Source organism: Photobacterium ganghwense (assembly GCF_017329545.1).
Taxonomy (GTDB): Bacteria; Pseudomonadota; Gammaproteobacteria; order Enterobacterales; family Vibrionaceae; genus Photobacterium; species Photobacterium ganghwense.
Window position 1 is genome coordinate 787,586 of the sequence record NZ_CP071326.1, and the last position, 23,022, is coordinate 810,607.

Below are 23,022 nucleotides of genomic sequence, written 5' to 3' on the forward strand. Positions count from 1 at the left end.
CAAATAGTTAGATCACCGCTTACTTATTATTTAATATTCGCAGTGTCCAATTTACAAAGAAACAAGTTTACGTGAGGTAACAACATGTCAGCATTAGCAGATAAAGCATCATTGGCAGAGTCTAAAATTTCATGCCGCCTTTGCGGTGAACTTACCCATGCGATCAAACCACACCTTGAGAGAGAGCATGAAGGGTGGGGCGATATCGAAAAATACAAAGCTGAATTTCCAGAGGCCCCAACCCTGTCTGAATATGCGCTACACATGATCCGCCAGAAAGAGGCGCTGCGTGGAGCCGCTACCCAAGACCCTGAGAGGAAGTCTGAAACCAAGAAAAGCGAAATGGCTACTACCTCCGCTGCCACTGAGGAAAAGGTTGTTCCTATCCACGGCCATATTGGTGAAACCGAGTATCGCACAGAGAAAGTTGCTCTTCATGAGGCACTTGGCCTGCCGTTGAAAGCGCTACAGTCTTCAACCGGCAAGCCAATTATGATGACCGCATTCCTGAACTCGCCTTTTCCTGAGTTTATTCCTAAGCGCACCTCTGGCTATGTGTTCCAGCCAGAAGTGACCAAGGACGCGGCTATGGCTATCGAGCTTGGTATGCCTGCTTACTTTTGGGGACATGCCGGAACTGGCAAAACCTCACTATCTACTCAAATTTGCGCTGCGCTGAACCGTCCTTTAATTCGCGCCCAGCATACCGGTTCTACAGAAGAGTCCGAGATCGTCGGCCAAATCTTGGCGAGCCAAGAGGGCACTTATTTCGAACCTGGCTTATTGGCAATGGCAATGCGTCACGGCTTTGTTTACGTCGCGGATGAATACGATTTTGCCTTTGCTCAAGTGCTATCGGCTTATCAGGCGGTTCTGGAGGGTGAAGCGCTGGTCATCAAGAATGCTACTCCTGAGTGGCGCAAGGTAAACCCACACAAGCACTTTGCCTTTATTGGCACTGGTAACACCAATGGTTCTGGCGATGAAACTGGTTTGTATCAGGGCACTAATATCCAGAACGCGGCTAACTACTCACGCTTTGCGATTGTTGAGAAAGTTGAATACATGGATCGCAAGTCAGAGGCGGCACTTATCCGTGCGCATGTTCCACTACGCGAAGAGGATGCCTTGAAGATGTGCGACTTTGCCAAGCGAGTTCGAGAGGCATATGAGCGCCAAGACCTGCCAATGACTATCGGCCCTCGTGAGCTAATCAACGCCGCCAAAGTGGGAATGTTACGAGGTAACTTAGCTGCTGGTCTTGAAAAGGCATGGGTTAACAAGCTGCCTGCCGACAGCATCACGGCTGCTAAAGAAACATTACAGCGCATTTTTGGGTGATTGATTAGTAAGCGGTGATTTAAGTGTTGGGTTGTTTTGGTTCGATTCTAACAGCAAGAAAAAAGGGCAAGCCATGTGAGGCTTGCTCTCACTTCCCAGAGTGTCAGGAAGAGGCGATGCGTCGCGTAAAAGACATTTTTGGTGAAGATACCGCGACCCTGCCAATGGACGGAATCAGCAAAGGTAAAAAGAAATGAGCGAGGTAAGAACAAGCCTTGAGTGGCTGGAAGAGGCTATGGAAGAGAGCGGATTGGTGATTTTAGATCCCGATGGCTGGGATCGCGTCAACTTCAGCTACTCATTCTATCAAGAGTTAATTAGCAAAGCAGAGTTTGAAAAGCGGGTGGGCTTCTCAACTTGTTTTTATGTTCCAGAAAAAGCGCCAAAGGATAAAGAAAAATGAAAGCGTTACTGTGTCGCACCGAGTTTTCGTTGGGTGAATCTGTTTTAAAGGCTGATAAGCTGGCTCCGAAAGCCGCTGAAATGGGATATGAGGCCATTGTTGTTGCCGATACCATGTCAATCAGCTCGATCATTCCGGCACAGCTTGGCTCAACTGACACTGATGTAAAAGTAATCTGCGGTGTCCGACTGACGATTGTTCCAGATCCGCAACTGGAATACCGCACCAAGGAAGCGGGGGAAAGCGCCAAAGGCATCAGACAAGATGAGTTCTCAATGACCCTGCTAATCAAGAACGATCAGGGCTTTGTGGACGTTTGCGAGCTGCTGACACTTAGCAACCGCGAAGAGCAGTTCTATTTCAAACCTCGCGTAAGTCCGGAGCAAGTGGCGGAGTGTTTCGCAAAGGGCAACGTTCTGATGCTTTCCAGCGACAAAGGGAGCGTGTTTAAGCTGCCAACCCATGCGGAGCTATTAGATAAAATGATTGACGCAGGGAATGCGTCTGACTGCGTTATGGCGCTATACCCGATCGAAACGCCACTGTATGACCAAATCAACAAGAAAGCGCTTGAATACGCCAATCAAAAAGAGCTGGTTGTAGCCGCGTTCTATCCTGCCTACTACGAAACCATTGAAGATGCCGATATCAAGGACTTTGCGTATCTGGTTATCAACAACGTTAAGGCTGACCAGCCATATCGCGCTCTTGTTCCATACAACCGTGAGTCCTGCATCCAAGAGCGCTCACGCCTGCTGAAATCACTGAAAGAGTTCGCCGTTCGCATGGGTGTTCGGGTATCGCCGGACTACGTATCGGCAAACCAAGACCTGATCATCGAGCAATGCAACTGGCGCTGGCATAAGCTGGACGTGTCATTGCCGAAAATGGCAGATGATGAAGACAAGACACTGGCAGAGTTGGCGGTGAAAGGCTTGAAGGATCGTTTTGTCGAACCTTGTTTTGGCTATGTTCCGCCTGAGTCAGAGCGTCCCAAATACATCGAGGCGCTAAAGTATGAGCTTGGCATTCTGAAAAAGCTTGGCTTTGCACCTTACTTTCTGCTGGTAAACGATCTGATTCAGGCTTCAAAAACGCGCAAAATTCCATTGGGCTGCGGTCGTGGTTCCGTAGGGGGTTCTGTCGTTGCCTGGTCGTTAGGCATTACTGAAACTGACCCTATCCGGCATGGTCTTCTGTTTGAACGCTTCATTAACCCTGAGCGTTTGGACTTGCCCGATGCTGACTTGGACTTTTCACAATCCCGCCGTCATGAAGTGCTTGAGTATCTTGAGAGCAAATACGGTGAAGAGTATGTGGCCGGCATTCCAAACTACATGTATTTAGGCTCCGCTTCTGCGTTGCGTGATGCCGGACGTATCTATGGTATTGACCAGACTGAACTGGCCGTTACCAAGGAAATTACCGGTGACGGTGACAATTTGCCTTTGGAAGATGCGAAAGAAGAGCTGGGTGGCATCGGTAAGTTTGCAGCCAAGTATCCTGCCGTGTTTGATTTGGCCTGTAAGTTACAAAACACGATGCGAGGCTATGGGCGACATGCGGCGGGTGTGATTGTTGCCGGTGACAAACTTACCAACCGTTCTGTCGTTGAGCGACGTGGCGGCGAGCGCACTATCAATTGGGACAAACGGCACTGTGAGGACATGGGGCTGGTTAAGCTCGACGTTCTAGGCTTGGCGACACTCGATTTGCTCCAACTGGCCTGTGACTACGTAAAAGAGCGTCACGGGAAGGACATTGATATTTACTCAGTCCCGCTTGATGACGAGAAGACGCTGAAAACGCTATCGGAAGGCAGAACAACAGCCGTGTTTCAGCTTGAATCTTCGGGCATGAAGAAAACACTTCGTGACCTTGGGAATGGTATTGAGCCATTCACGTTTGAAACGGTAACAGCGACAACAGCACTGTTCCGACCGGGTCCAATGCAGTCAGGCGCACTTGATACTTTCGTGGCCGTTGCCAAAGGCTATGAGCGCGCAGAGGCGATTCATCCGCTGCTTGATGAACTGCTTAGCGAAACCAACGGCGTAATGGTTTATCAGGAGCAAACCATGAAAGCCTGTCAGATCATGGCGGGGTTCTCTATGGCTGAGGCGGATGCCGTTCGCTCTGCTATGGGTAAAAAGAACGCCGAGAAGATGGCCTCGATGAAGAGTCTGTTCGTTGAAGGCTGCGAGAAGGTCAATGGTATTCCGGAAGCTGTCGCCGGTGATGTATGGGACAAGATCGAGAAGTTTGCAGGCTATGGCTTCAACAAATCTCACTCGGTGGCTTACTCGCTACTGTCATTCTGCTCTGCATACCTCAAGACATACTATCCTGCTGAGTTCTTTGCCGCAGCACTTACTATCTTGGGCAGTGACAAACATCCGGCCATTGTTCGTGATGCGCGTGAGCACGGTATCGAAGTTGTTCCGCCTTGTATCAACCATAGCTCAGATCGCCTAGAAATTGGCTATGACAGCAAGCGAGAGCAAACGGTGCTGTATGCGCCATTCTCCGCTGTTAAAGGCTGTAGTGCTGCGGGTGCGAAAGCCATTATTGAGGCTCGTGCCAAATGCGGTGGTCGTTTCTCTACTGTGGAGCAGTTCGAAGAGGTGGTTTTAAAGCGAGCCTGTAATGCTCGCGTTCGTGAGGCACTTAGGAAAGTAGGGGCATTTGCTGACATTGACCCAAAGGAACTGGACGCTCGACACCCTGACAGACGCAAAGATCAAGCGGCTTTAATGGGCGATATCATGATTGATGCTGTCGGTGTTGAGCGTGACTTTATCTGTGACGCCAAGGTTTGCGCCCAAGTGAATGCTTTGCATAGTCGCATTGAGAAGGAGACTGAGCTAGGGGAAGCCATTGTGCGTCCGACTATTGGCAGAAAGCCCAAAGTGATGATCGTGCTTGACGCCCCTAATGGATGGGATGAGAAATCCGGCTATATCATGTCAGAAGGTCACGATGACTTTAAGACAGCGCTTACTAATGCAGGGTTCAAAATGGGGGATATTTACGCCACCAGTTTGATGAAGATTGTGAAGGGTAAGGATGAGCAATTCACCTCCGAGCAAATCAACCTGTTTAAGGACTACTTTGCGCATGAATTGGAATACACCAAGCCTACGGTGGTGATCGCAATGGGTTCGCTGGCGGCTGGGTATTTCAATACCTCCAAGCTCAAGCCAAGTGAGCTGTCCGGTCGCAACGAGTATGATTCTGCAAGGGATTGCAACATCATATTCGGCTTTAATCCAGGTATGTTGCACTTCAAACCTGAGAAGAAAACCGAGCTGGAAGATATCTGCAAAAAAGCCTATGAGATAGTCAACGGCTAAATCAATCAATAGAAAGATAGGTCTGATTTTGCTTTGCACAAGATTCTACTTTTAATTTTCAATTTATAGTCATCGGTGACTTACTTTTTTGAGGTTGGGGCTTTTACCCCTTTCTCGTTTCTGTATAGTTTGATGTGTCCCAACAAGGACAACAAGCCCAACATCTTATTGAGGGTGTGCAAGATGTTTAACGTAGAACAAACGCTGTCAGATTTAGCATTCGACCGTTCAAATCTCGATGAAGTATGGAGTAATCAGGCGATCTTATTCTTCCAATACGCCGACAAACTTACTCAATCTGAGCGACGAGTGGCGAAGGCCAAGCAAGTGATGGAAGAAGTGGAGGCAAGGCTATACAACACTATCCGAGCTGACTTGAGCCTATCTGGCATCCGTCCGACTGAGTCGTTAATTGAATCGAAAATGAAGAATCACGAGAAGATGAGAGCAGCACGCGAAGCATATGATGCGGCCAAGTCTGATTGTGAGAAGGCGAAGTATGCACTTGAGGCTTTCCGTCATCGCCGAGACATGATTGTGCAGGCTTCTAAACGTGAATTTTTGGAGTTGGAGAAGACCGGTTCATCGACTTTTACTGCTCTCAAAAAGCACCCGCAAGAGTGATCAAAAAAATCTTGAAAACTAATTAAGCGCTGACTTATTATTGGCGCGAAGTCAAAGAGAGCACTCGCGCAAGACGCACAGCTCTTGGAGATACCGTAGAGAACTGAAAAAATCAAGGAAATCAAAAATGTCAAACATCCTAGAACTACTAAAGGCCAACAAAAAACGCGAAGAGGAAAAACGCGCATCATCCCGCATCGACACTTATAAGCTGAAAGACGGCGAGAACGTCATTCGTCTTCTGGGTTCAAAAGATGGCGGTCTTCCGTTTAAAACATACGGACAGCATTTCGTTAAGAAAGATGGCGAGAAAATGTCTGTATACCTATGCACCAAACAGACCCACGATGAGCAGTGCCCGATTTGTGAAGCGGTTTACGAAGGCTTGGCTCGCTACAAAGGCGACAAAGCTATGGAAAACACAATCAACAAAATGCGCTCTGCCAAGCGTTACCTGTGGAATGGTATTGTTGAAGGCCAAGAAGACAAGGGTGTTCAGCTAATCGAACTTGCGTCTACATGTTTCGATCAGATTCAAGACCGTCTGATTGAGCACATGGATGAAGGCTTTGGTGATCCGCTATCACTGGAAGAAGGCTATCCGTTCGTGATTACTCGCACCGGAACAGGCACAGACACCAAATACACTGTTTCTGCTTCTCCTAAGCGTAAGAAAGCACTGGCTGCCGACACTATGGACAAGCTAATCAATATTGAGCTGCTGACTGAGCGTGTTGATGAGGCACGTCTGCTAACCACACTAAACAAGGCAAATGCTGTTATCGGTTTGCCACTGGTTTCAAGTGTTCCGGCTATCGGCTACGTATCTTCTGCATCAAGTGCGGGGACTGGCACTCACGGCGTTGCTGCAACAACATCCGTGAGCACCACCTCAACTGCTGTTGACGAAGATCTGGATTCACTACTAGATGAAGAATTGAAAGCCGCTATGGAAACGGAGTTCAAGCCAGAACCGACACCAACCTCTGATGTTGAGATCGAGGATGCTACCACTGCTGAGGCAGACTCTTCAAGCGACCTAGACGATCTTGACGCTCTACTAGCTGACCTTTAATCGCAAGTGGGTGGGGGAAACCTCACCCATTCCTTCCTAATTCCCAATTTAATTTAGTGAGGTGATGGGTATGAACCTATTGCTTGTTGACGCACATTCGCTTGGCTACTTCTGCCAGCAAGGAGCGACACTGACAGCGGGTGGAAGACAAGTCCAAGCGATTTTCGGGATGCTTCGTAATATCCGCAAATACTGCCGTGAGCTGAATGCTCGACCTTATGTTCTATGGGACGGCGAACCAATCAAACGAACCGCTTTGTATCCGGAATACAAGGGTAAGCGCAGCGACAATCCGAAGCTGAAAGAAATGCGAATCCAATTCAGACAGCAAAGGGACGATATCAAGCTGATGCTGTCCTTGCTTGGTGTCCGTCAGTTGGTAGCGCATGACGGAGAAGCTGATGATCTGGCGGGTATGCTTTGCCGGAGATTCAAAAGCCACGTAGAGCACATCTACTTATACACGGGCGATAACGACTGGCTGACTTTGCTAGATGAGAACGTAAGCCTGCTGAATGTTCGGAAAGACGAAATTACCAGGCTGTCTTACCTAGGCGAGAAAACGGGGCTTCAAACACCACGTCAGTATTTGGAGTTTAAAGCTCTGGTCGGCGATAAGTCGGATGAAATTGATGGTGTAGGTGGTATTGGTGAGTCTGGTGCGCTGGAGCTATTGAATGAGTGCGGCTCTGTTATTGAGTTCGTTAAAAAGGCCAGAAGCGGAGAAATTACCGTTGATGACTTCAAAGGGCGTGGCCGTAGGAAGTATTTCGCCTTAGCCAACAATGAATTTAACAAGAAGGTGGAAATGGGGATGCTCGATATCTTCCGGCGCAATGTGAAGCTGATGAACTTGGCCGATCTGGAAATGATGCCGGAGAACATCGAAACAATCCCTCCTCGCTATGACGAGGCTGAGTTTGAGAACAAATGCCTTGATCTGAGCTTTCAGTCCATCGTGGATGAAATTGAGGTGTTCGTGACTCCATTCAAGAGGTTCTGCTTGTGATTAAAAGCATTCTTGAAAAAGACGCCATTGCTACGCCAGCGGGTTTAGCCAAAGAGATTGTTTACCTGTATGGCGTTGGTGTAATGGCAAGTATCCCAATGCTTTACCAAGCAAGAACGGGCAAAACGCTAACCAATAGTGAGCTATCAAAGGTTAGCGAGCAATACGAAAAAATCAGTGAACGTGTAAAGAAATACCTGAAAATCGGAGAGAAGTAATAATGGCAGTATCACCTCTAGCAGCGGCATTGAAAAAGGCAGTTGGCGGAAACGACACTATCCAAGGCGTTAAAGTTTGGCTTTCGACTGGCTTCCCTCCGCTAAATAAGGCTATCTCTGGTTCTTACCGTGGCGGTTTCCCTAGTGGTCGCATTATCGAAATGTTCGGCCCATCTTCAGCAGGTAAAACCCTGCTTGCTACTCAGGCAATGATTTCTGCTCAGCGCATGGGTGGGATTGCGGTGTTCCTTGACCATGAAAACTCATTCGTCAGTGAGCTGGCCGCCAAGTATGGCTTAAACATTGACGAGGATGATGGTCAATGGGTTTACAAGCAGCCTGATACGTTTGAGGACTCGGTAGAGCTAACTGGCAAGCTGCTTAAAACAGTTCGTGAGAATAAGCTGATTCCGGATGAAGCGCCGATCATCATCGTCTATGACTCACTGGCCTCAATGGTTCCGAGATCTAAATTCGCCAAGATGGAAGCCGGTGATGATTTGGGTATGAATGACAATACGGCGCTGGCGCGTGCTACTGCCGCAAACTTCCCAACACTGGCGGCTTGGGCGCGTAAATACAATTGCTGCATGTTATTCCTAAACCAGATTCGCACGAAAATCGGGGTGATGTTTGGTGATCCTACTACAAGCCCAGGCGGTAATGCTCCGGAGTTCTATGCCTCTGTTCGAATCAAGCTAGGTCGCTCTCAAATCAAAGAGGGTTCGGAGAAAACAGGGCAGTCCATTGGCGCCGAGTGTATCAAGAACAAAGTGTCAGAGCCGTTCCAGCGCGCAACATGGGATTACTACTTCGATACAGACCGAGGATTCGATGTTATCGGTAGCTCAATTGACCACCTATGCGAAGTTGGCATTCTTGAGAAGTCTTCTGGATACATCAAGTATGGCGAGAAGAAATATCGCCGGAAAGAGCTGGTTTCTTTCTTCGAAGAGCGTGGGGTAGAGGCAATGCTGCCACTATTCGACAAAGCTGAGAAGAAGACGGCTTTGGTGGAAGCATCAGAGGAAGAATAAGCCGCTAATTGAGAGTTGGGGGCGTAAGCCCCCTTTTTGGGAGTTTCATTATGAACTGGATTACACAATTGCTGAATAGCCAAGGCAGACGTGATCCGCTTGGACGTGCGGATATGGAAAGCACCGTGCCGCGCAAACTGGTAGAGGAAGAAGCGTTTTCTTTGTTTGGCGACCGTGAGCTGGCCACACTAATGAGCCGTGCCTTTCTTTACCGCTATCACAAGTCAGATTTGGAAGCTGATACTCGTCAGCGAGTGCGGGATGATTTGAAGTCACGGCTTGAGAGAGCGTATCTAGGCTACGACAGCAAGGCTGAAATCATTGAAGTGGTGAGTCAGGTTCAGAGTAAAGATTTGACTGTGGAGCAGTCTATTAAAGTGATTGAGAACATCACGGGCAAGCGGATTAGCGAGTCAACCTATCAACGTTATCGTTCGATCTTAGCCATTAAAGATAAAATCAGTCACCAATGACTTACTAATACAAGGTGTAGAGCTTATTTACCTTGTATATCCGCAATAAGATAAACACAAGCAACAAGCGCAATAAGAGCAACAAGAGAGGTAAAAATGGAAATCGGTTCGCGTGTTATTGGACTTTACAGACCAGTGAAGAAAGAAGGTGTAAGACACTGGGAAACAATCGGTTTTGGCACTTTCATTGGTGAACAAGTGCCGCACTCAGAAGCCGCTGGCATGGTCACTCGTATGCGTCGCGATGCGAATGAAACAACCTATGCGTTTGCGATGGACGATGGGGAAGTAGTCTTTGACACCGAGCTGGCATTCTATCCGGCTGGCTCAGAACATACGTTCGGACTAAGCGAACGCTTAATTCCTATTTCAATCAAGGACATTAGGGCGAAAGCTGTCGCTTAATAACCTTGACTTACTTGGCTCATCGGTTGGAATATCCTCGAAAAACATAGAGTAGAGTGATTCCGACCATGAGCCTTGATGTTAAGAAAGCCCGTTGGGTTCGTAAGACTGAAGATGGTGTTTACACCATTGAGCCGCAGTCCGTTCTGGCAAGAACTGGACTTATTTGTAACTCCTGCGGCATCAAGACCGGCTGTCCAATTTACAAAGTTGTCGAGAAAGCCGAACCTCATGCTGACGTTCATATCAGAACATGCCAGCGCTATGTGCCGATCTTATCCTTCCGCAAGCCGTTCATCGGCTTAAATCAATCCTCCTTCAATACCATGAGGGCCGGAACAACTTGGATGGATAGGCTGGAGATCGGCAAGACAGTTGCACTGGTAGGGGCGGATGATGGAGAGATTATCCGGTTCATGAAGGTTCGGAAGCTGTATAGTGGCGATTTTGACGCAATGGTTGCCAAGCATTCGATGTTTAATCACCTGGCTATGGGCGGAAAACCGGTTGATAAGGTCGGTGAAATACTGCGGAAGTCTTACGGGCATTTCTTAAATGAGCAGTCGAAGTTGACCGCTATTTACTTAGAGCCAGTAGCCGATGATGATCAAATACGAGAAAAAGTGCTTAGAGGTAGAGCATCTAAGGAAGAAGCGTAAGCTATACGGGGCATTTTGGACGCTTAAATCAGGCAGGAGGCTTTATGTGGCTTATCGCTCACGCAAAGAGATATTCCGCAACGGTGAATCCAGTTTACTTGCGGCAATTCGACAGGGATGTGCTTGCTGGGCTCTGGACGTTGAGACGATCCGCGAGATTGATGCGCGAGGGGTAAAACATGTGGGCGTTTTGGTAAAGGAAAGCCAAGAGCTTTATGTAACAACAGTTGATAGATTCATGGATAGGGCATTAGTCATGAACTACGAGTCTCAAGGCGGTGCCCTGCAGCGGTATTTGCCGCTGAAATACTTCAAGAAGAAAGCGCTTTAGACGTGGAGAACAAATTTTTGAAGAGTGTAGTCTTGGAGTAAGGTATTACGTTTTGACTTTCTCAGTGCAGCGTTGCTGATTCTTAGTTGGCGTAAGTGGGTTATCCACTTACGCCAAAATTTCAATTATAGAGCTACAACGTTAGCTGCTTGAGGGCCTTTTTGACCTTGCTCTACATCGAAAGATACTTTTTGGCCTTCAGAAAGAGTTTTGAAACCTTCTGAAGCAATTGCGCGGAAATGAACGAATACGTCAGCACCGCCATTGTCTTGAGTAATGAAACCAAAACCTTTCTCTTCGTTAAACCACTTTACGATACCAGTTGCTTTAGACATGTAGTGTCCCTTATATATTAAAAATTAATAATGTTACTTCGATTCTCTGAAGATTGAATTATTGAATGTGACGATGAAGCTAAGGGAAACACAGAGGATAACAACATTAACGAAGAAATTCTTAGGGTTTACTTTTACTTGGAGTTTCATTAATAAATCTGAACATCAGAGCAGGTTGAGATCATACCTGATTGAAAATGGATGTAAAGTTTTTTTCGATTTTTAATAATAACTTTACAATAGGGCGTGGCAGCTTTCTGCGTGTATTGCGTGTATTGCGTGTATTGCGTGTATTGCGTGTATTGCGTGTATTGCGTGTATTGCGTGTATTGCGTGTATTGCGTGTATTGCGTGTATTGCGTGTATTGCGTGTAGATGATAGGTAAAACTAAAACCAGAGTTGGGTTTGGTCGAAAAGTGATACATTTCATGATGAAGACATGTTTTCTCATATGGAATAGTTATAAGTGAAATTTAAAAATTTTCATTCTAATTTTTCCTACTAATTAATTATCTTCTTTTTTCTCACAGCCATAATTAATGGCAATCTTTCTTCCTCTGATGTGATACCAAAAACGACGATGCCTCGTTATGTTCAGTAAGTATTTATGTTAAATGTTTAATTGAGAAAAAATTATAAATCATAATGACCTAAAATTTAATTTTTATCTATAAAATTCACTCTATAAAATTGAAGTGTTGCCCTATTTTATAGAGTGATAATTTTTTGTTAATAAACATAAAATATATATTAAATGTGAAATAAAGGTGATGAATTAAATCGGAATGGCGGGTTATATTTTGCAATGAAAAGCCACGATGGATTTCGCGGCTTTGAGCTGATTTTTGTATATCTTAAATTCGATAATCGCGTAACTTCGCGCCTTCATCTAGAGCTTTTCTTAAAGCATTCGGCATTCGTCCAAAACCAGTCCACGTTTTTACCTCACCTTTTTCATTAGTGAATCTATATTTTTCTTGGTTTTCTTGTCGAGTTTTTTTCTTTGTAGAAGGGATTGATTTAGACAAAAGCTCTTCTGGTTTAATACCATCATCTAGAAGCATTTGGCGATACACTTCCAACTTTTCGGCTCGTTCTTTATTTTCCGCTTTAAGTTGTTCTTCTTCGGCTTCGCGTTCTTTGACAACCTGAGTCAGTTTTTCCAGCGCATCTTTAAGCTGTTCCAGAGTCATATATTCACGAGCAAAGGCACGTAAACTACGGATGTTTGTTAATAACTTAATAATGTTTCTCATAATTTATTTTTTCGGTAGCATGAATCTTTATATTACAGAACTAATACCTTTTTATCTAATCTATATTTTTAGTGGTCGTTTTTTTAAGAATTTGTTTCTAGGTTGTTACTGAGTTAAAGTGAATAGTTGTGATCTTTAAAAGATACGATTCACTATATTATCTAACAAAAAAAGCCCACTTCGGTGGGCTTTGACTTACGGAGTATAGACGAAATGGCTAAGGTCAACGCACCAACTGGTGGCTAACGGTCTGTCGTCGTTTCTATTGAATACGGTCTTTTCGATATAGCGGAAAGAGAATGCACAAAGCTGCTGTAACTAAGGCTCCATCAACCACAATCGAAAGGAATTTGCTGGCAAAGTCTACGGTGATCACCGCAAACATCAGTAGCAAAACCAGTGAAAATCTTAGGTTATCGTTCATTGAGTCCAATCGTCAATATGCAAGCCTAGTGTCATAGCGATTTGCTCAAGAACGGCATACTCCGCCTCGTCAACATCACCATCTGCCAGCGCAACGGTAATGACGTTAGCCATTACATCCTGTGCCTGCTCAGTATCATCCGCAATATCTTCAATCTCACGCATGATCTCAAGACGGGCTGCGATAAACGAAGCCTCAAGACGAGCCTTGGTTCGGGTGATAATCTCTTGGATTTCAGCGCCGAAGTGCTCCAGGTTCTTATTGGTGCGGATCAGATTGTGGATACGTGTCATTTCAGACTCGTCAACCTTACCGTTCTTATCATTTGCAGCCGCAACCAGTAGGCAGCCGCCCACGATTGCTTCCATTAGGTCGCGGTTCTCAATGCGTTTAAGCTCTACACCTGCTGCTTTTGCTTTTTTACTGAAAAAACGTCCGAGCATTGCTGATACCTATCAAATAAAAAGAATTGTTATGTCTTGCTGTCTGCCGGATTTATATGACAGGTTACAAAAGTAAGTCAACGCTTATTTATTTTTATTGATCGCCTTATCATCAGGAAGTAGACTCGCCACCACTTGAAACAAGTAGAGTTACACCAATGCAAAAAGTATTAGACCGAGTTGATTTCACTCTTAACTGTGCTCTTTACGCAGCATTTAAGGTGAAGTTTGATGGGGTGGATAGGGACACTGCTTGCTACTGGTATGCGGCGAAATCAATCAGCCGTTGTGATAAGTGGTCGTTCGTAATAGCGCAAAAAATGTGTCAGCATCCGGATCGTGCGGCGTATATCTTAGACCAGTATTACTACTGGATTTTCAACGAAACACCACATGCGGACAGCACCGAGATTTTGCCGGAAGTTCAAGGAATAGCGACAGTTCACAAGAAAGGTTGGGTTGGTGAAGCATTGATGAAGAGGGCGTGATGGCGACGGTTCCTTTCTGTGAATTTTGCGGCGGAGACTGCCACTGTGATGAGATTCCCGCGATGTCTTTAGTTCAAATTGACTGGCCTTTGTCCTCCGTTGAATCCCTATGTGGCTATGAGAAGATTGCAGCCAATAGCTTAGATGACCAACAAGAGGACAAACAAAATGATAGAAGCTGTAATCTGCTATGCGTTCATCGCTCTGGCGTTATACCTTGCATACATCCTTCGCTCTAAAATTGGGGATTAAATTTAGTCGTTAAGTTGGTAAGCGGTGACTTATGGCTTGCCAGCTTTGTAATCGTAACATGCAGTAGAGAGGTATCATGTTCGGTATCATTTCAGACACTCATTACCATGCGTTTACTCAGTTCGCCAAAACATCAGCGGCAGGCGAAAACTCTCGCCTTGCTGAGCAACTGAGCGCGACCATTGAGGCGGCTAAGCTGATGAAAAAGGCTGGCTGTGACCGTCTTTATCATGCCGGAGATATGTTCCATGTAAGGGGCAATGTTTCTCCGCTGGTTCTAAACCGCGTTATCGAGTGTTACTCCAAGATTATCAACGAAGTCGGCTTGGAAGTTCGGATTCTGGCTGGCAACCACGACCTTGAAACTAAAGAGTCGGTTTTCTACGCGAGCACATCATCAGCTCTGCAATCCATTGGGGCGGAAATTGTATGTGGCTCCACGCCTAAATTCTTCCATGACGACAAGGTGATGATGCTGTCATGGCATGACAATAGCGCCGAGCTGCTTAGCAAACTCAAAAAGGCCAAAAGTGAGCTGGACGAGGATGCCTGTAATTGGAACGCAATCATTCATGCGCCGGTCAATGGCGTGATCATGGGACTGCCGGATGTCGGCATTGATGCCGGAGAGTTGGCGGAAATTGGCTTTGGAAAAGTGTTTTCAGGCCATTACCACAACCACAAACGGATGAATGACACGGTGATATCCGTAGGTGCTCTGACTCACCACAATTGGGGCGATATTGGTTCGCTGGCCGGATGCGTGATTGTGGGCGGGACCGGGATAACTCATTTCGAAACCTCAGCGCCTAAGTTCCTTGATTTGGCCGATTGCGATGAAAGAGAGATCGCGGGCAACTACGTCCGAGCCAAGGGAACTGTAGAGTCTGACGAAGAGGCGCTACTAAGACGCAAATCACTTGAGGCGTTAGGCGCAAAAGGAATTGTCTGCTCTTTTGTGAAATCTACCACTGTCGTTAAGTCCAGTTCGGAAACGTCCAAAATCGACTCCCTGCGCGATTCTGTGGGCGCTTACTGCAAAAGTTATGCAGTGACAGGGGGCGTTGATGAAAAGCGCTTATTTGGCGTTTGTGAAGACATTTTGACAGAGGCGGAGGGTTTGGCGTGAAGCTGCTTTCTTTAGATATTGAAAAGTTCATGACGATTGGCGAAGCCAAGGTTTCGCTAAGTGATCGCGGATTGGTTTTGATTCAAGGTCGAAACGAAGATGACAGTTCCGCCGAGTCCAATGGCGCAGGCAAGTCCACACTGCTTAATGCGTTGTGCTGGGTGCTTTATGGTGAAACCGCTCATGGCCTGAAAGCCGACCAAGTCGTAAACCGCAAGTCAGGAAAGGGCACTCGGGTCTGCGCGACAGTCGAGGATGATGGAAAGCGCTATTCGATTGTCCGTCACCGCAAGCATCCAACCGGCAAGAACCATGTTCAAGTGTTTAGTGAAGACGGTGAAATCACTAAAGGCACAGATAAGCTCACTCAGGAAATGATTGTCCGGTTGTTTGGCTGTTCAAAAGACGTGTTTCTTGCCTCGATTTATGCGAGTCAGGAAGGCATGGCTGACTTGCCTGGTATGACTGATAAGAACCTGAAAGCCATCGTTGAGGAAGCCGCTGGCATTGATCGTCTGACCCGTGCTTACGACATTGCCCGTGATCGTCACAATACCGCAGCGACTCGTCTTGCATCGGAGGAAACTAAGTTGGAATCCACTGCCGACCAACTGCGCTCTCTGGTTGGCGAAATCAAGCTATTAAAGGACAAAGTGACTGAGTGGGATGCACAGCGAGAAGAGCGAAAGGCCAATGCGCTCAAGGAAGCGGGGCGACTGGGTGCTGAGGCTGCTGAATACGAGTTGTCTTTGGATACGGATAGATCCAGCGAGGATATCCGAGCCGAGATTGAGCGAGTAAAAGCAACCATTGCCGGTGCTGACAAACATCGTGACCTTGAGTTTGATGCGCGAGGCGCTGTAGTGTCTGCCGAGAGCAATAAAGACCGTCTCAGTCGTGAATATTCCAGCTTTGTAGAAGCTGCGAAAAAGGCTGCATTGGATGCAAGGGGCGTTGCCGATCAGGTTGGCAAGCCATGCGGAGAGTGTGGTAAGCCATATGGGGCGGGTGATTTAGATGCGGTTTGCTCGAACCACAAGAAGCGTGCAGGGGATTTCGTTGCCAAGGCCAATGAGCTAAAGCCTCAGATTGAAGCTGCTGACAAGGCCATTGAGAATGCCAAGGCTAATCTCGAAAAGGTGATTGCTGCCCGTCCGGATACAACCGCTGCCACTGAGCAGATTTCAAAGCTGAATAACGAGCTGTTGTCGGTTTCACGTATCGAAGCCTCCGTAAAAGTAGCAAAAGACCGTGCCAAGGATGCCCGTGCGCAAGCGGACAGCATTGCCCGTGAGACAAACCCATATCTGAGCATGATCAGCACGAAACAAGAAAGAGCCAAAGAGCTACGTTCAAGCCTTGGTGAGCTGAAAGCCAATGTTGAAGTTGGACGACGGAATATCAAAGAGCTGGCGGCCGCGCGTGAGGTGTTTTCTCCGAAAGGGGTTCGCAACCATATCCTTGAAGCGGTAACGCCATTCCTGAATGAGAGGACAGCGCATTACCTGAATGCTCTTTCAGACGGGGCGATCTCCGCAGTGTGGCAGACGGTTGAGCTAACGAAGAAAGGCGAATCAAAGGATAAGTTCGGCATTTCGGTTAACAACGTGTATGGCGCTGATTCCTTTGCCGGACTATCTGGCGGTGAGAAGCGCAAGGTTCGTATCGCGACGACATTGGCACTTCAAGATCTGGTAGCGAGCCGGGCGACCAAGAATATTGAGTTGTTTGTCGGCGATGAAATTGACGATGCGCTTGATGAGTCCGGCTTGGAGCGCTTGATGGGGATTCTGGAAGAGAAGGCCATTGAGCGAGGAACGGTAATGGTGATCAGCCACAACGACCTTAAATCTTGGATTCGCCAGACCATAACGGTTGTGAAGAAAGACGGCCAATCCCGAATGGAGGAAGCGTGATGACTGCCTTTATCACTCCTTCTGTTCGTGCGCTTGGTCAGTGGTTCGCGGGTGTGATGGCTGATGCCATTACACTCGGTATCGTTTCTGGCGACAAAGAGGGGACGATTGTTGATAGCGTTATTGCGGAGAGAGGCGTTCCGCGAGGCTATGAAGAAATGTTGATGGAAGTCGGCTTGAAGATGTTTGACACACTCCAGGTTAACTTCAAAAGCCAAATTGGCCGTGTTACCGGTGGCGGAGAAAAGGGGCCTTGTGATGCGGCCATTGGCCTCGAAGGCATTGGCGACTTAGACATTAACGTTCAGAACGGTGCCGATGTTGAGCGCTGGCGATACCTGATGCCCGTGGTGGCCTCCAGCGAAAAGATCTTCTACTCGATATCTGACGAAGTTGGGAAGCACCTAACGTTCGCGTCATCGACTTTAACAGCCGTTTCGTTGGAAGCTCTGATGAGACGCAACCGGCTGATTACCGATATCGCTGATGAACTGGCGGATGACTTTTCGGTTGGCTATCAAGATCTCGATGAATTTGCCATGAATATTGCTCAGTCCCGCAAGACCATTGTCCTTTCCAATGTGGACGACGAGAAGAGCAAATGTGCCTTTGGATACTGTGAGCTGCAAAGTGGCTCGGAAATCGTGGTGGCGTCAATATCAGGGGAAGAGAGTGGGCTTGTTGCCGATCTCGTTAGCTACATGGCTGCGATTGGAGCCAAGAGAAAGACGCTGGCAAGGGACGAAATCTCCGGATATACGGTTTCATCCATTGCGATTGACGATTGTGTGCCGGATGAACCAAGCAAAAATATAACTACTGGATACGAGGATAACGAGCTTTTCGGCTCATGGTGATGCTATGAAGTTAGATATTATTGGACTTGACCCTTCGATGAGCAATTTTGGCTTGGTTAAGGGTGTTTATGACATTGAAACGGGCAAGGTTGAGATCCGAGATATGATCTTGACTGAGACAAAGAAAGGATCGAATAAGCAGGTTCGTCAAAACTCCGATGATCTCCGCCGTGCTACCGAGATTGTTCGCGCTTCCAAGCACCATATTCAGCAGGCATCGGTGGTATTTGCAGAGTTGCCGGTTGGCAGTCAATCCAGCCGTGGACAAACCAACTACGGTGTATGCCTTGGGATTTTGGCCTCTATCGACAAGCCTCTTATCCAGATTACGCCTAACCAGATTAAGAAATTGGTTGGTGGTAAACTGACAACGTCCAAACAAGAGGTTATCGAGTGGGCTATGGAAAGGCATCCGGAAGCCCCTTGGTTAACTCAGAAGCGTAAAGGCGAAACCATTGTGCTTGGAAAGAATGAGCATTTGGCTGATGCCATTGCCGCGATTTATGTCGGTCTGCAAGAAGACCAGTTCAGACAGTTAGTTGATAGCCTCAAAAACTTCATCAAAGTTGCATAAGCTGTAGCTTATCAACCCCCTCAAAAGAAGCACATCTTGTAAACCAAGTCACCTGAAAGGCAAAATATGGTGGTTTGGTTATTTACGATAAGTAAGCTATGACTTATTATCCCGTTCGGAGTTATAAGGGATAACAGACAACATGCTTACAGTTACAAAACGCGATGGCTCTAAGCAGCCGTTCGACTCTGAAAAAATCAATGCAGTAATCAAGTTCGCCTGCCAAGGATACGAGAGCAAAGTCTCGGTATCGGCGATTGCTATGGCGGCGAAAATCAGTCTGAGCGATGGAATGAAGACTGACGACATCCACAAAGCTCTGATTAAAGCTGCGGCTGATAAAATCAACCAGCTAAACCCTGAGTATGCGATTGTGGCGGCTAAGCTGGCTCTTTATCTCATCCGCAAGCTGGCGTTTGGTCAGTATGATTACCCTGATTTTTCCGCCCATGTTCGCAATCTATCTGCGAAAGGTATCTATGACGCCGAAATCCAGCAGAAGTGGACGGCGGAAGAAATTGCTGAACTTGGCGCTTACATCAAGCCTGAGCGTGATGATCTGTTTCAGTATGCGGCGGTAAGCCAGCTTGAAAGTAAATATCTGATTCAAAACCGTGTAACAAAAGAGCTTTACGAGGCTCCGCAGCAGGCTTACATGCTTATCTCAATGTGTCTGTTCCAAGACTGGAAATATGACCGCATGGGTATAGTGAAAGAGTTCTACGATGCGGTTTCTACCTTTGAGATCTCACTGCCAACTCCAATTATGGCGGGTGTTCGCACGCCGACTCGCCAATACAGCTCATGCGTTGTTATTGAGTCAGGGGACAGTCTGGACTCTATTAACGCCACAACATCAGCGATTGTTAAATACGTTTCTCAGCGTGCAGGGATTGGCATTGGCGCAAGCAACATACGTGCGCTTGGCTCGAAAATCCGCAATGGTGAAGCGTTCCATACTGGCTGCATCCCGTTCTATAAAATGTTCCAAGCTGCGGTGAAGTCATGCTCTCAGGGTGGGGTGCGTGGCGGTGCTGCGACTATCACCTATCCAATTTGGCATCTTGAGATCGAAGATCTGGTTGTTCTGAAAAACAACCGAGGCACTGAGGACAACCGTGTTCGTCACGTTGACTACTCAGTGGCTATCTCTCGCCTGTTCTACGAGCGTCTGATTAAAGGTGCAGACATTACTCTGTTTAGCCCAGGTGATGTGCCTGACCTGCTGGATGCGTTCAGCCGCGACCAAGCGAAATTTGTGGAGCTATACGAGAAATACGAGCAAGACCCGTCTATCCGTAAGAAGACTATCTCCGCAACCAACCTGTTCTCTCTGATCATGCAAGAGCGTGCGGGAACCGGTCGTCTGTATATCTTCAACATCGACCACTGCAACACACACAGTTCATTTGACCCTGCTGTTGCGCCTGTTAAGCAGTCCAACCTATGCCAAGAGATTACGCTGCCAACTAAGCCTCTGAATCATATTTTCGATGAGGAAGGCGAAATTGCGCTTTGCACACTGGCGGCATTCAACCTTGGTGCGCTAAGTGACCTGAAGCGTCTTGAGCGTCTGTCATACCTGCTAGTTGCTGCTCTGGATAACCTGTTCGACTACCAGAACTATCCGGTTAAAGCCGCAGAGATTGGCACGAAGGCGCGTCGTTCGCTAGGTGTTGGTGTCGTTAACTTGGCTTACTACTTGGCTAAGAACGGTCGTCGCTACTCTGACGGCTCTGGCCTGCCACTGGTTCATGAAACCTTTGAGGCAATTCAGTTCTATTTGCTGAAAGCATCAAACGAGCTTGCTAAGACGAAAGGCAAGTGTGAGTGGTTTGAAGAAACCAAGTATGCGAAAGGCTTACTGCCGATTGACCACTATGCCAAAGCGGTTGATTCAATTTGTAGCCATGAGCTGAAACTTGATTGGGAATGGCTGCGCGGTGAAATCAAAGCACATGGTCTGCGCAACTCAGCGCTGACGGCTCTGATGCCATCTGAAACGTCTTCCCAGATTTCGAATGCGACAAACGGTATCGAGCCGCCTCGTGGCCTTGTGTCTGTGAAATCAAGCAAGGACGGCATGATTAAGCAGGTAGTTCCGGATGTTGCGAGCCTATCTTGGCAATACGAGCTGCTGTGGGAAATGCCAAGCAACAAAGGCTATCTGGAAATTGTTGCCGTTATTCAGAAGTTCGTGGATCAGGCTATCTCGGCTAACACCAACTATGACCCTCGTGCATTTGGTGGTGCTGTCCCGATGCAACAACTTCTACGCGACCTGCTAACTGCATACCGTCTTGGCATCAAGACGCTTTACTACCACAACACCCGTGATGGTGCTGGTGAAGTGGACTCTGATGGCAGTGAAGACAGTGATTGCGATGGCGGCTGCAAAATTTAATTGATTAGGGTGGGGAGCAATTCCCATATTTTTCCTATTTCACTGCGTCAAAATGGCGCTATCGAAACAACAAGTAACAAGAGAAACAAACAGTGACTTATACAACGTTTAACCGCAAACAGTTCGACGCAAAACTTGAGCCAATGTTTTTGGGTGAGCCAGTGAATATCGCTCGTTACGATGAGCAGAAATACACGCTATTCGAGCGCCTGATTGAGCGACAGCTATCATTTTTCTGGCGTCCTGAAGAGGTGGCGATGGATAAGGACTACGCTCAGTTCTGGGCTTTGCCGGAGCATGAGCGCGAGATCTTCATTTCGAACCTAAAATATCAAACTCTGCTTGATAGCGTTCAGGCTCGTGGCGTGAATATCACTCTGCTGCCTATTGTAAGTCTGCCTGAGCTTGAGACATGGGTTGAGACATGGGCGTTTAGTGAGACTATCCATAGCCGTAGCTATACTCATATTGTTCGAGGTCTGTTTAGTCAGCCTCAAGAAGTGTTCGATAAGATCATCATTGATGAGGCGATTATCAAACGTGCTGAGTCGATTACACGGGAATACGACAAGCTGTATGACTTGGTTTGTCGCCACCAGGCTAACGGTGATGTGCCTAAGAACGAACTGGCTACTCAGATTTATCGCGCGCTGATTGTGCTGAATGCGCTTGAAGCTATCCGCTTCTACGTGAGCTTTGCCTGCACATTTGCTTTTGGTGAGCGTAATGGTCTGCTTGAGTCAAATACGAAGATCATGCGTCTGATTGCCCGTGATGAGGCTCTGCATTGCCACGGCACTCAGGAAATGATTCGATTCATGCGTATTGGTCGTGAAGGTGCGGATTGGCAAGCTATTGCGGCATCCCAAGAGCAATTCCTATGGGATACGATGCGAGAGGTTTCTGGACAGGAAATGGAGTGGGCGGAACACCTTTTCCGTAATGGCACTATGATTGGTCTGAACGCTGAAATCCTAAAGGCATATGTTAAATACCGAACAAACGTCTCTATGGTTCGCTTGGGTGTGTCAAAGCCGCTGTATCCGGAAGTGACAAGCGATCCTCTGCCTTGGATGGATAACTGGCTGTTGTCTTCTAATGTGCAGGTTGCTCCACAAGAGGTTGAAATGTCCAGCTACCTTGTTGGTCAGATTGATGCGTCTATTGATGTCGGCGCACTAGCTGAAATGGAACTTTAATTACACAAGGGAATGAAAATGTCTTTATACGAGCAGGCATTAGAGATTACGCACGAATTTCATGATGTATTTGGCGACCCAATTGCGGCAGCGCCGACACTTGGGCTTTTGCATACTCGACACAATCTTGTTCTGGAGGAGGCAAAAGAGCTAAAGGAAGCCATCGAGTCGGGCGACGAAGAGGGCGTGATCGACGCGCTAGGAGACTTAGTTTATGTGGCAGCAGGATCAATCACAGCGATGAAGTCGAGCTGGCTGAGCCTAGAAAGTCACGTTGGTGCAAATACAAGTTATATCCTCACGAAGGCTATCCGGAATACACTTCGTGCCGATCTTGATATGGTGGTAGTTGTCGCTTTATCAAACTGCGAAGTGCTATCGAAGGGCGTCAAACTTACTTGCGACGTTCAGACCTTGGCAGACCGTTTCCTGATTGGCTGTGGAGTGCTGATTAAAGTCATTGAAGCCGTGATGACATGGGGGAAGATCGACCACAAGAGCGTGATGGAGGATATCCACGCCTCTAATATGTCAAAGCTATGGCCGGCAGATGCCGAAATGCGCCTTGAGTTGGCTGGTAGTGACACTGAGCGTTATGGAGACATTGCATTCCGCCCTTGTTTGAATCGCGACGAGTATGTTGGATACCGTCTTTCGGATAATAAAATCCTCAAGTGTCCGACGTATAACGAAGTGAAACTTGGCGGTTACGTCTCTGGTGTATTGAGAGAGGCGCTAAGCGCGTAAACTGTGAAAGGGAAGTAGCGTTATGACGTGGAAGTTAACTGCATTTGTCATTCTATCAATTCCTTACGC

25 protein-coding genes are annotated in these 23,022 nt (G+C 47.2%); 21 read left to right on the top strand and 4 right to left on the bottom strand.

The window, feature by feature from the left end:
* Window positions 1–84: 84 nt before the first annotated feature.
* The 13 genes from FH974_RS19480 to FH974_RS19540 all read left to right on the top strand — a co-directional run bounded on the left by FH974_RS19480 (window position 85) and on the right by FH974_RS19540 (window position 10,928).
* Window positions 85–1,341, top strand: coding sequence for an AAA family ATPase (locus FH974_RS19480; RefSeq protein WP_207104089.1), 1,257 nt, complete (start codon window positions 85–87; stop codon window positions 1,339–1,341).
* A 23-nt stretch (window positions 1,342–1,364) separates the two neighbouring features.
* The gene (locus FH974_RS19485; RefSeq protein ID WP_157038309.1) at window positions 1,365–1,538 is read left to right on the top strand and encodes a hypothetical protein; all 174 of its coding nucleotides are present in this window, start codon (window positions 1,365–1,367) and stop codon (window positions 1,536–1,538) included.
* Window positions 1,535–1,744: a hypothetical protein gene (locus FH974_RS19490; RefSeq protein ID WP_207104090.1), complete on the top strand. Its 210-nt coding sequence runs from the start codon at window positions 1,535–1,537 to the stop codon at window positions 1,742–1,744. The genes FH974_RS19485 and FH974_RS19490 overlap by 4 nt, the downstream gene beginning before the upstream one ends.
* On the top strand, window positions 1,741–5,097 hold the full coding sequence (gene dnaE / locus FH974_RS19495) for a DNA polymerase III subunit alpha (protein ID WP_207104091.1): 3,357 nt from the start codon (window positions 1,741–1,743) through the stop codon (window positions 5,095–5,097). Before FH974_RS19490 ends, dnaE begins: the two co-directional genes overlap by 4 nt.
* Window positions 5,098–5,280: 183 nt before the next feature.
* On the top strand, window positions 5,281–5,721 hold the full coding sequence (locus FH974_RS19500; protein WP_047884406.1) for a hypothetical protein: 441 nt from the start codon (window positions 5,281–5,283) through the stop codon (window positions 5,719–5,721).
* Between the two features lie 127 nt (window positions 5,722–5,848).
* Window positions 5,849–6,796, top strand: coding sequence for a hypothetical protein (locus tag FH974_RS19505; protein WP_207104092.1), 948 nt, complete (start codon window positions 5,849–5,851; stop codon window positions 6,794–6,796).
* Window positions 6,797–6,866: 70 nt separating this feature from the next.
* Window positions 6,867–7,805 carry a 5'-3' exonuclease H3TH domain-containing protein gene (locus tag FH974_RS19510; RefSeq protein ID WP_207104093.1) on the top strand — a complete coding sequence of 313 codons (939 nt, stop codon included), beginning with the start codon at window positions 6,867–6,869 and terminating at the stop codon, window positions 7,803–7,805.
* Window positions 7,802–8,023, top strand: a complete 222-nt coding sequence (locus FH974_RS19515; RefSeq protein ID WP_207104094.1) for a hypothetical protein — start codon at window positions 7,802–7,804, stop codon at window positions 8,021–8,023. The genes FH974_RS19510 and FH974_RS19515 overlap by 4 nt, the downstream gene beginning before the upstream one ends.
* Window positions 8,024–8,025: 2 nt before the next feature.
* Window positions 8,026–9,060 (top strand): recombinase RecA, encoded by a 1,035-nt coding sequence (locus FH974_RS19520; RefSeq protein WP_207104095.1) that lies wholly within the window; start codon window positions 8,026–8,028, stop codon window positions 9,058–9,060.
* A gap of 50 nt (window positions 9,061–9,110) precedes the next feature.
* Complete coding sequence (locus tag FH974_RS19525; protein ID WP_207104096.1) at window positions 9,111–9,533, top strand: hypothetical protein; 423 nt, start codon at window positions 9,111–9,113, stop codon at window positions 9,531–9,533.
* Window positions 9,534–9,629: 96 nt separating this feature from the next.
* Window positions 9,630–9,938: a hypothetical protein gene (locus FH974_RS19530; RefSeq protein WP_207104097.1), complete on the top strand. Its 309-nt coding sequence runs from the start codon at window positions 9,630–9,632 to the stop codon at window positions 9,936–9,938.
* Between the two features lie 68 nt (window positions 9,939–10,006).
* Entirely contained in the window at window positions 10,007–10,597 is a 591-nt protein-coding gene (locus tag FH974_RS19535; RefSeq protein WP_047884400.1) for a hypothetical protein, read from the top strand.
* Window positions 10,598–10,643: 46 nt separating this feature from the next.
* Window positions 10,644–10,928: a hypothetical protein gene (locus FH974_RS19540; RefSeq protein WP_047884399.1), complete on the top strand. Its 285-nt coding sequence runs from the start codon at window positions 10,644–10,646 to the stop codon at window positions 10,926–10,928.
* Window positions 10,929–11,053: 125 nt separating this feature from the next.
* Here FH974_RS19540 and cspE read toward each other — a convergent pair whose 3' ends face one another.
* From cspE to FH974_RS19560, 4 genes are all read right to left on the bottom strand, one after another.
* A complete protein-coding gene (cspE, locus tag FH974_RS19545; RefSeq protein WP_047884398.1) occupies window positions 11,054–11,263 on the bottom strand; it encodes a transcription antiterminator/RNA stability regulator CspE in 210 nt (69 codons plus the stop codon).
* 855 nt (window positions 11,264–12,118) lie between these two features.
* Entirely contained in the window at window positions 12,119–12,520 is a 402-nt protein-coding gene (locus tag FH974_RS19550; protein ID WP_207104098.1) for an H-NS family histone-like protein, read from the bottom strand.
* A 262-nt stretch (window positions 12,521–12,782) separates the two neighbouring features.
* The gene (locus FH974_RS26470) at window positions 12,783–12,944 is read right to left on the bottom strand and encodes a DUF3927 family protein (RefSeq protein WP_207104099.1); all 162 of its coding nucleotides are present in this window, start codon (window positions 12,942–12,944) and stop codon (window positions 12,783–12,785) included.
* Window positions 12,941–13,387: a tellurite resistance TerB family protein gene (locus tag FH974_RS19560; RefSeq protein WP_207104100.1), complete on the bottom strand. Its 447-nt coding sequence runs from the start codon at window positions 13,385–13,387 to the stop codon at window positions 12,941–12,943. Before FH974_RS19560 ends, FH974_RS26470 begins: the two co-directional genes overlap by 4 nt.
* Before the next feature lie 158 nt (window positions 13,388–13,545).
* On the opposite strand from FH974_RS19560, the gene FH974_RS19565 reads away from it, so the two are divergent.
* The 8 genes from FH974_RS19565 to FH974_RS19600 all read left to right on the top strand — a co-directional run bounded on the left by FH974_RS19565 (window position 13,546) and on the right by FH974_RS19600 (window position 22,953).
* Window positions 13,546–13,875, top strand: a complete 330-nt coding sequence (locus FH974_RS19565; RefSeq protein ID WP_207104101.1) for a hypothetical protein — start codon at window positions 13,546–13,548, stop codon at window positions 13,873–13,875.
* 328 nt (window positions 13,876–14,203) lie between these two features.
* Window positions 14,204–15,256: a metallophosphoesterase family protein gene (locus FH974_RS19570; RefSeq protein WP_207104102.1), complete on the top strand. Its 1,053-nt coding sequence runs from the start codon at window positions 14,204–14,206 to the stop codon at window positions 15,254–15,256.
* A complete protein-coding gene (locus tag FH974_RS19575; protein ID WP_207104103.1) occupies window positions 15,253–17,172 on the top strand; it encodes an AAA family ATPase in 1,920 nt (639 codons plus the stop codon). The genes FH974_RS19570 and FH974_RS19575 overlap by 4 nt, the downstream gene beginning before the upstream one ends.
* Window positions 17,172–18,029 (top strand): hypothetical protein, encoded by an 858-nt coding sequence (locus tag FH974_RS19580; RefSeq protein WP_207104104.1) that lies wholly within the window; start codon window positions 17,172–17,174, stop codon window positions 18,027–18,029. Before FH974_RS19575 ends, FH974_RS19580 begins: the two co-directional genes overlap by 1 nt.
* A 4-nt stretch (window positions 18,030–18,033) precedes the next feature.
* Complete coding sequence (locus FH974_RS19585) at window positions 18,034–18,603, top strand: RuvC family protein (protein WP_047884388.1); 570 nt, start codon at window positions 18,034–18,036, stop codon at window positions 18,601–18,603.
* Between the two features lie 142 nt (window positions 18,604–18,745).
* Window positions 18,746–21,007: a class 1a ribonucleoside-diphosphate reductase subunit alpha gene (nrdA, locus tag FH974_RS19590; protein WP_207104105.1), complete on the top strand. Its 2,262-nt coding sequence runs from the start codon at window positions 18,746–18,748 to the stop codon at window positions 21,005–21,007.
* A gap of 92 nt (window positions 21,008–21,099) precedes the next feature.
* Window positions 21,100–22,206: a class Ia ribonucleoside-diphosphate reductase subunit beta gene (nrdB, locus tag FH974_RS19595; protein ID WP_207104106.1), complete on the top strand. Its 1,107-nt coding sequence runs from the start codon at window positions 21,100–21,102 to the stop codon at window positions 22,204–22,206.
* A gap of 18 nt (window positions 22,207–22,224) precedes the next feature.
* A complete protein-coding gene (locus tag FH974_RS19600; RefSeq protein ID WP_207104107.1) occupies window positions 22,225–22,953 on the top strand; it encodes a nucleoside triphosphate pyrophosphohydrolase family protein in 729 nt (242 codons plus the stop codon).
* Window positions 22,954–23,022 lie beyond the last annotated feature (69 nt).

Excerpts from the sequence above, each read along its gene's own strand:
- FH974_RS19480 (WP_207104089.1), top strand. The coding sequence starts at position 85 with ATGTCAGCATTAGCAGATAAAGCATCATTGGCAGAGTCTAAAATTTCA.
- FH974_RS19490 (WP_207104090.1), top strand. The coding sequence starts at position 1,535 with ATGAGCGAGGTAAGAACAAGCCTTGAGTGGCTGGAAGAGGCTATGGAA.
- dnaE (WP_207104091.1), top strand. The coding sequence starts at position 1,741 with ATGAAAGCGTTACTGTGTCGCACCGAGTTTTCGTTGGGTGAATCTGTT.
- FH974_RS19500 (WP_047884406.1), top strand. The coding sequence starts at position 5,281 with ATGTTTAACGTAGAACAAACGCTGTCAGATTTAGCATTCGACCGTTCA.
- FH974_RS19505 (WP_207104092.1), top strand. The coding sequence starts at position 5,849 with ATGTCAAACATCCTAGAACTACTAAAGGCCAACAAAAAACGCGAAGAG.
- FH974_RS19510 (WP_207104093.1), top strand. The coding sequence starts at position 6,867 with ATGAACCTATTGCTTGTTGACGCACATTCGCTTGGCTACTTCTGCCAG.
- FH974_RS19520 (WP_207104095.1), top strand. The coding sequence starts at position 8,026 with ATGGCAGTATCACCTCTAGCAGCGGCATTGAAAAAGGCAGTTGGCGGA.
- FH974_RS19525 (WP_207104096.1), top strand. The coding sequence starts at position 9,111 with ATGAACTGGATTACACAATTGCTGAATAGCCAAGGCAGACGTGATCCG.
- FH974_RS19530 (WP_207104097.1), top strand. The coding sequence starts at position 9,630 with ATGGAAATCGGTTCGCGTGTTATTGGACTTTACAGACCAGTGAAGAAA.
- FH974_RS19535 (WP_047884400.1), top strand. The coding sequence starts at position 10,007 with ATGAGCCTTGATGTTAAGAAAGCCCGTTGGGTTCGTAAGACTGAAGAT.
- cspE (WP_047884398.1), bottom strand. The coding sequence starts at position 11,263 with ATGTCTAAAGCAACTGGTATCGTAAAGTGGTTTAACGAAGAGAAAGGT.
- FH974_RS19550 (WP_207104098.1), bottom strand. The coding sequence starts at position 12,520 with ATGAGAAACATTATTAAGTTATTAACAAACATCCGTAGTTTACGTGCC.
- FH974_RS26470 (WP_207104099.1), bottom strand. The coding sequence starts at position 12,944 with ATGAACGATAACCTAAGATTTTCACTGGTTTTGCTACTGATGTTTGCG.
- FH974_RS19560 (WP_207104100.1), bottom strand. The coding sequence starts at position 13,387 with ATGCTCGGACGTTTTTTCAGTAAAAAAGCAAAAGCAGCAGGTGTAGAG.
- FH974_RS19565 (WP_207104101.1), top strand. The coding sequence starts at position 13,546 with ATGCAAAAAGTATTAGACCGAGTTGATTTCACTCTTAACTGTGCTCTT.
- FH974_RS19570 (WP_207104102.1), top strand. The coding sequence starts at position 14,204 with ATGTTCGGTATCATTTCAGACACTCATTACCATGCGTTTACTCAGTTC.
- FH974_RS19580 (WP_207104104.1), top strand. The coding sequence starts at position 17,172 with ATGACTGCCTTTATCACTCCTTCTGTTCGTGCGCTTGGTCAGTGGTTC.
- FH974_RS19585 (WP_047884388.1), top strand. The coding sequence starts at position 18,034 with ATGAAGTTAGATATTATTGGACTTGACCCTTCGATGAGCAATTTTGGC.
- nrdA (WP_207104105.1), top strand. The coding sequence starts at position 18,746 with ATGCTTACAGTTACAAAACGCGATGGCTCTAAGCAGCCGTTCGACTCT.
- FH974_RS19600 (WP_207104107.1), top strand. The coding sequence starts at position 22,225 with ATGTCTTTATACGAGCAGGCATTAGAGATTACGCACGAATTTCATGAT.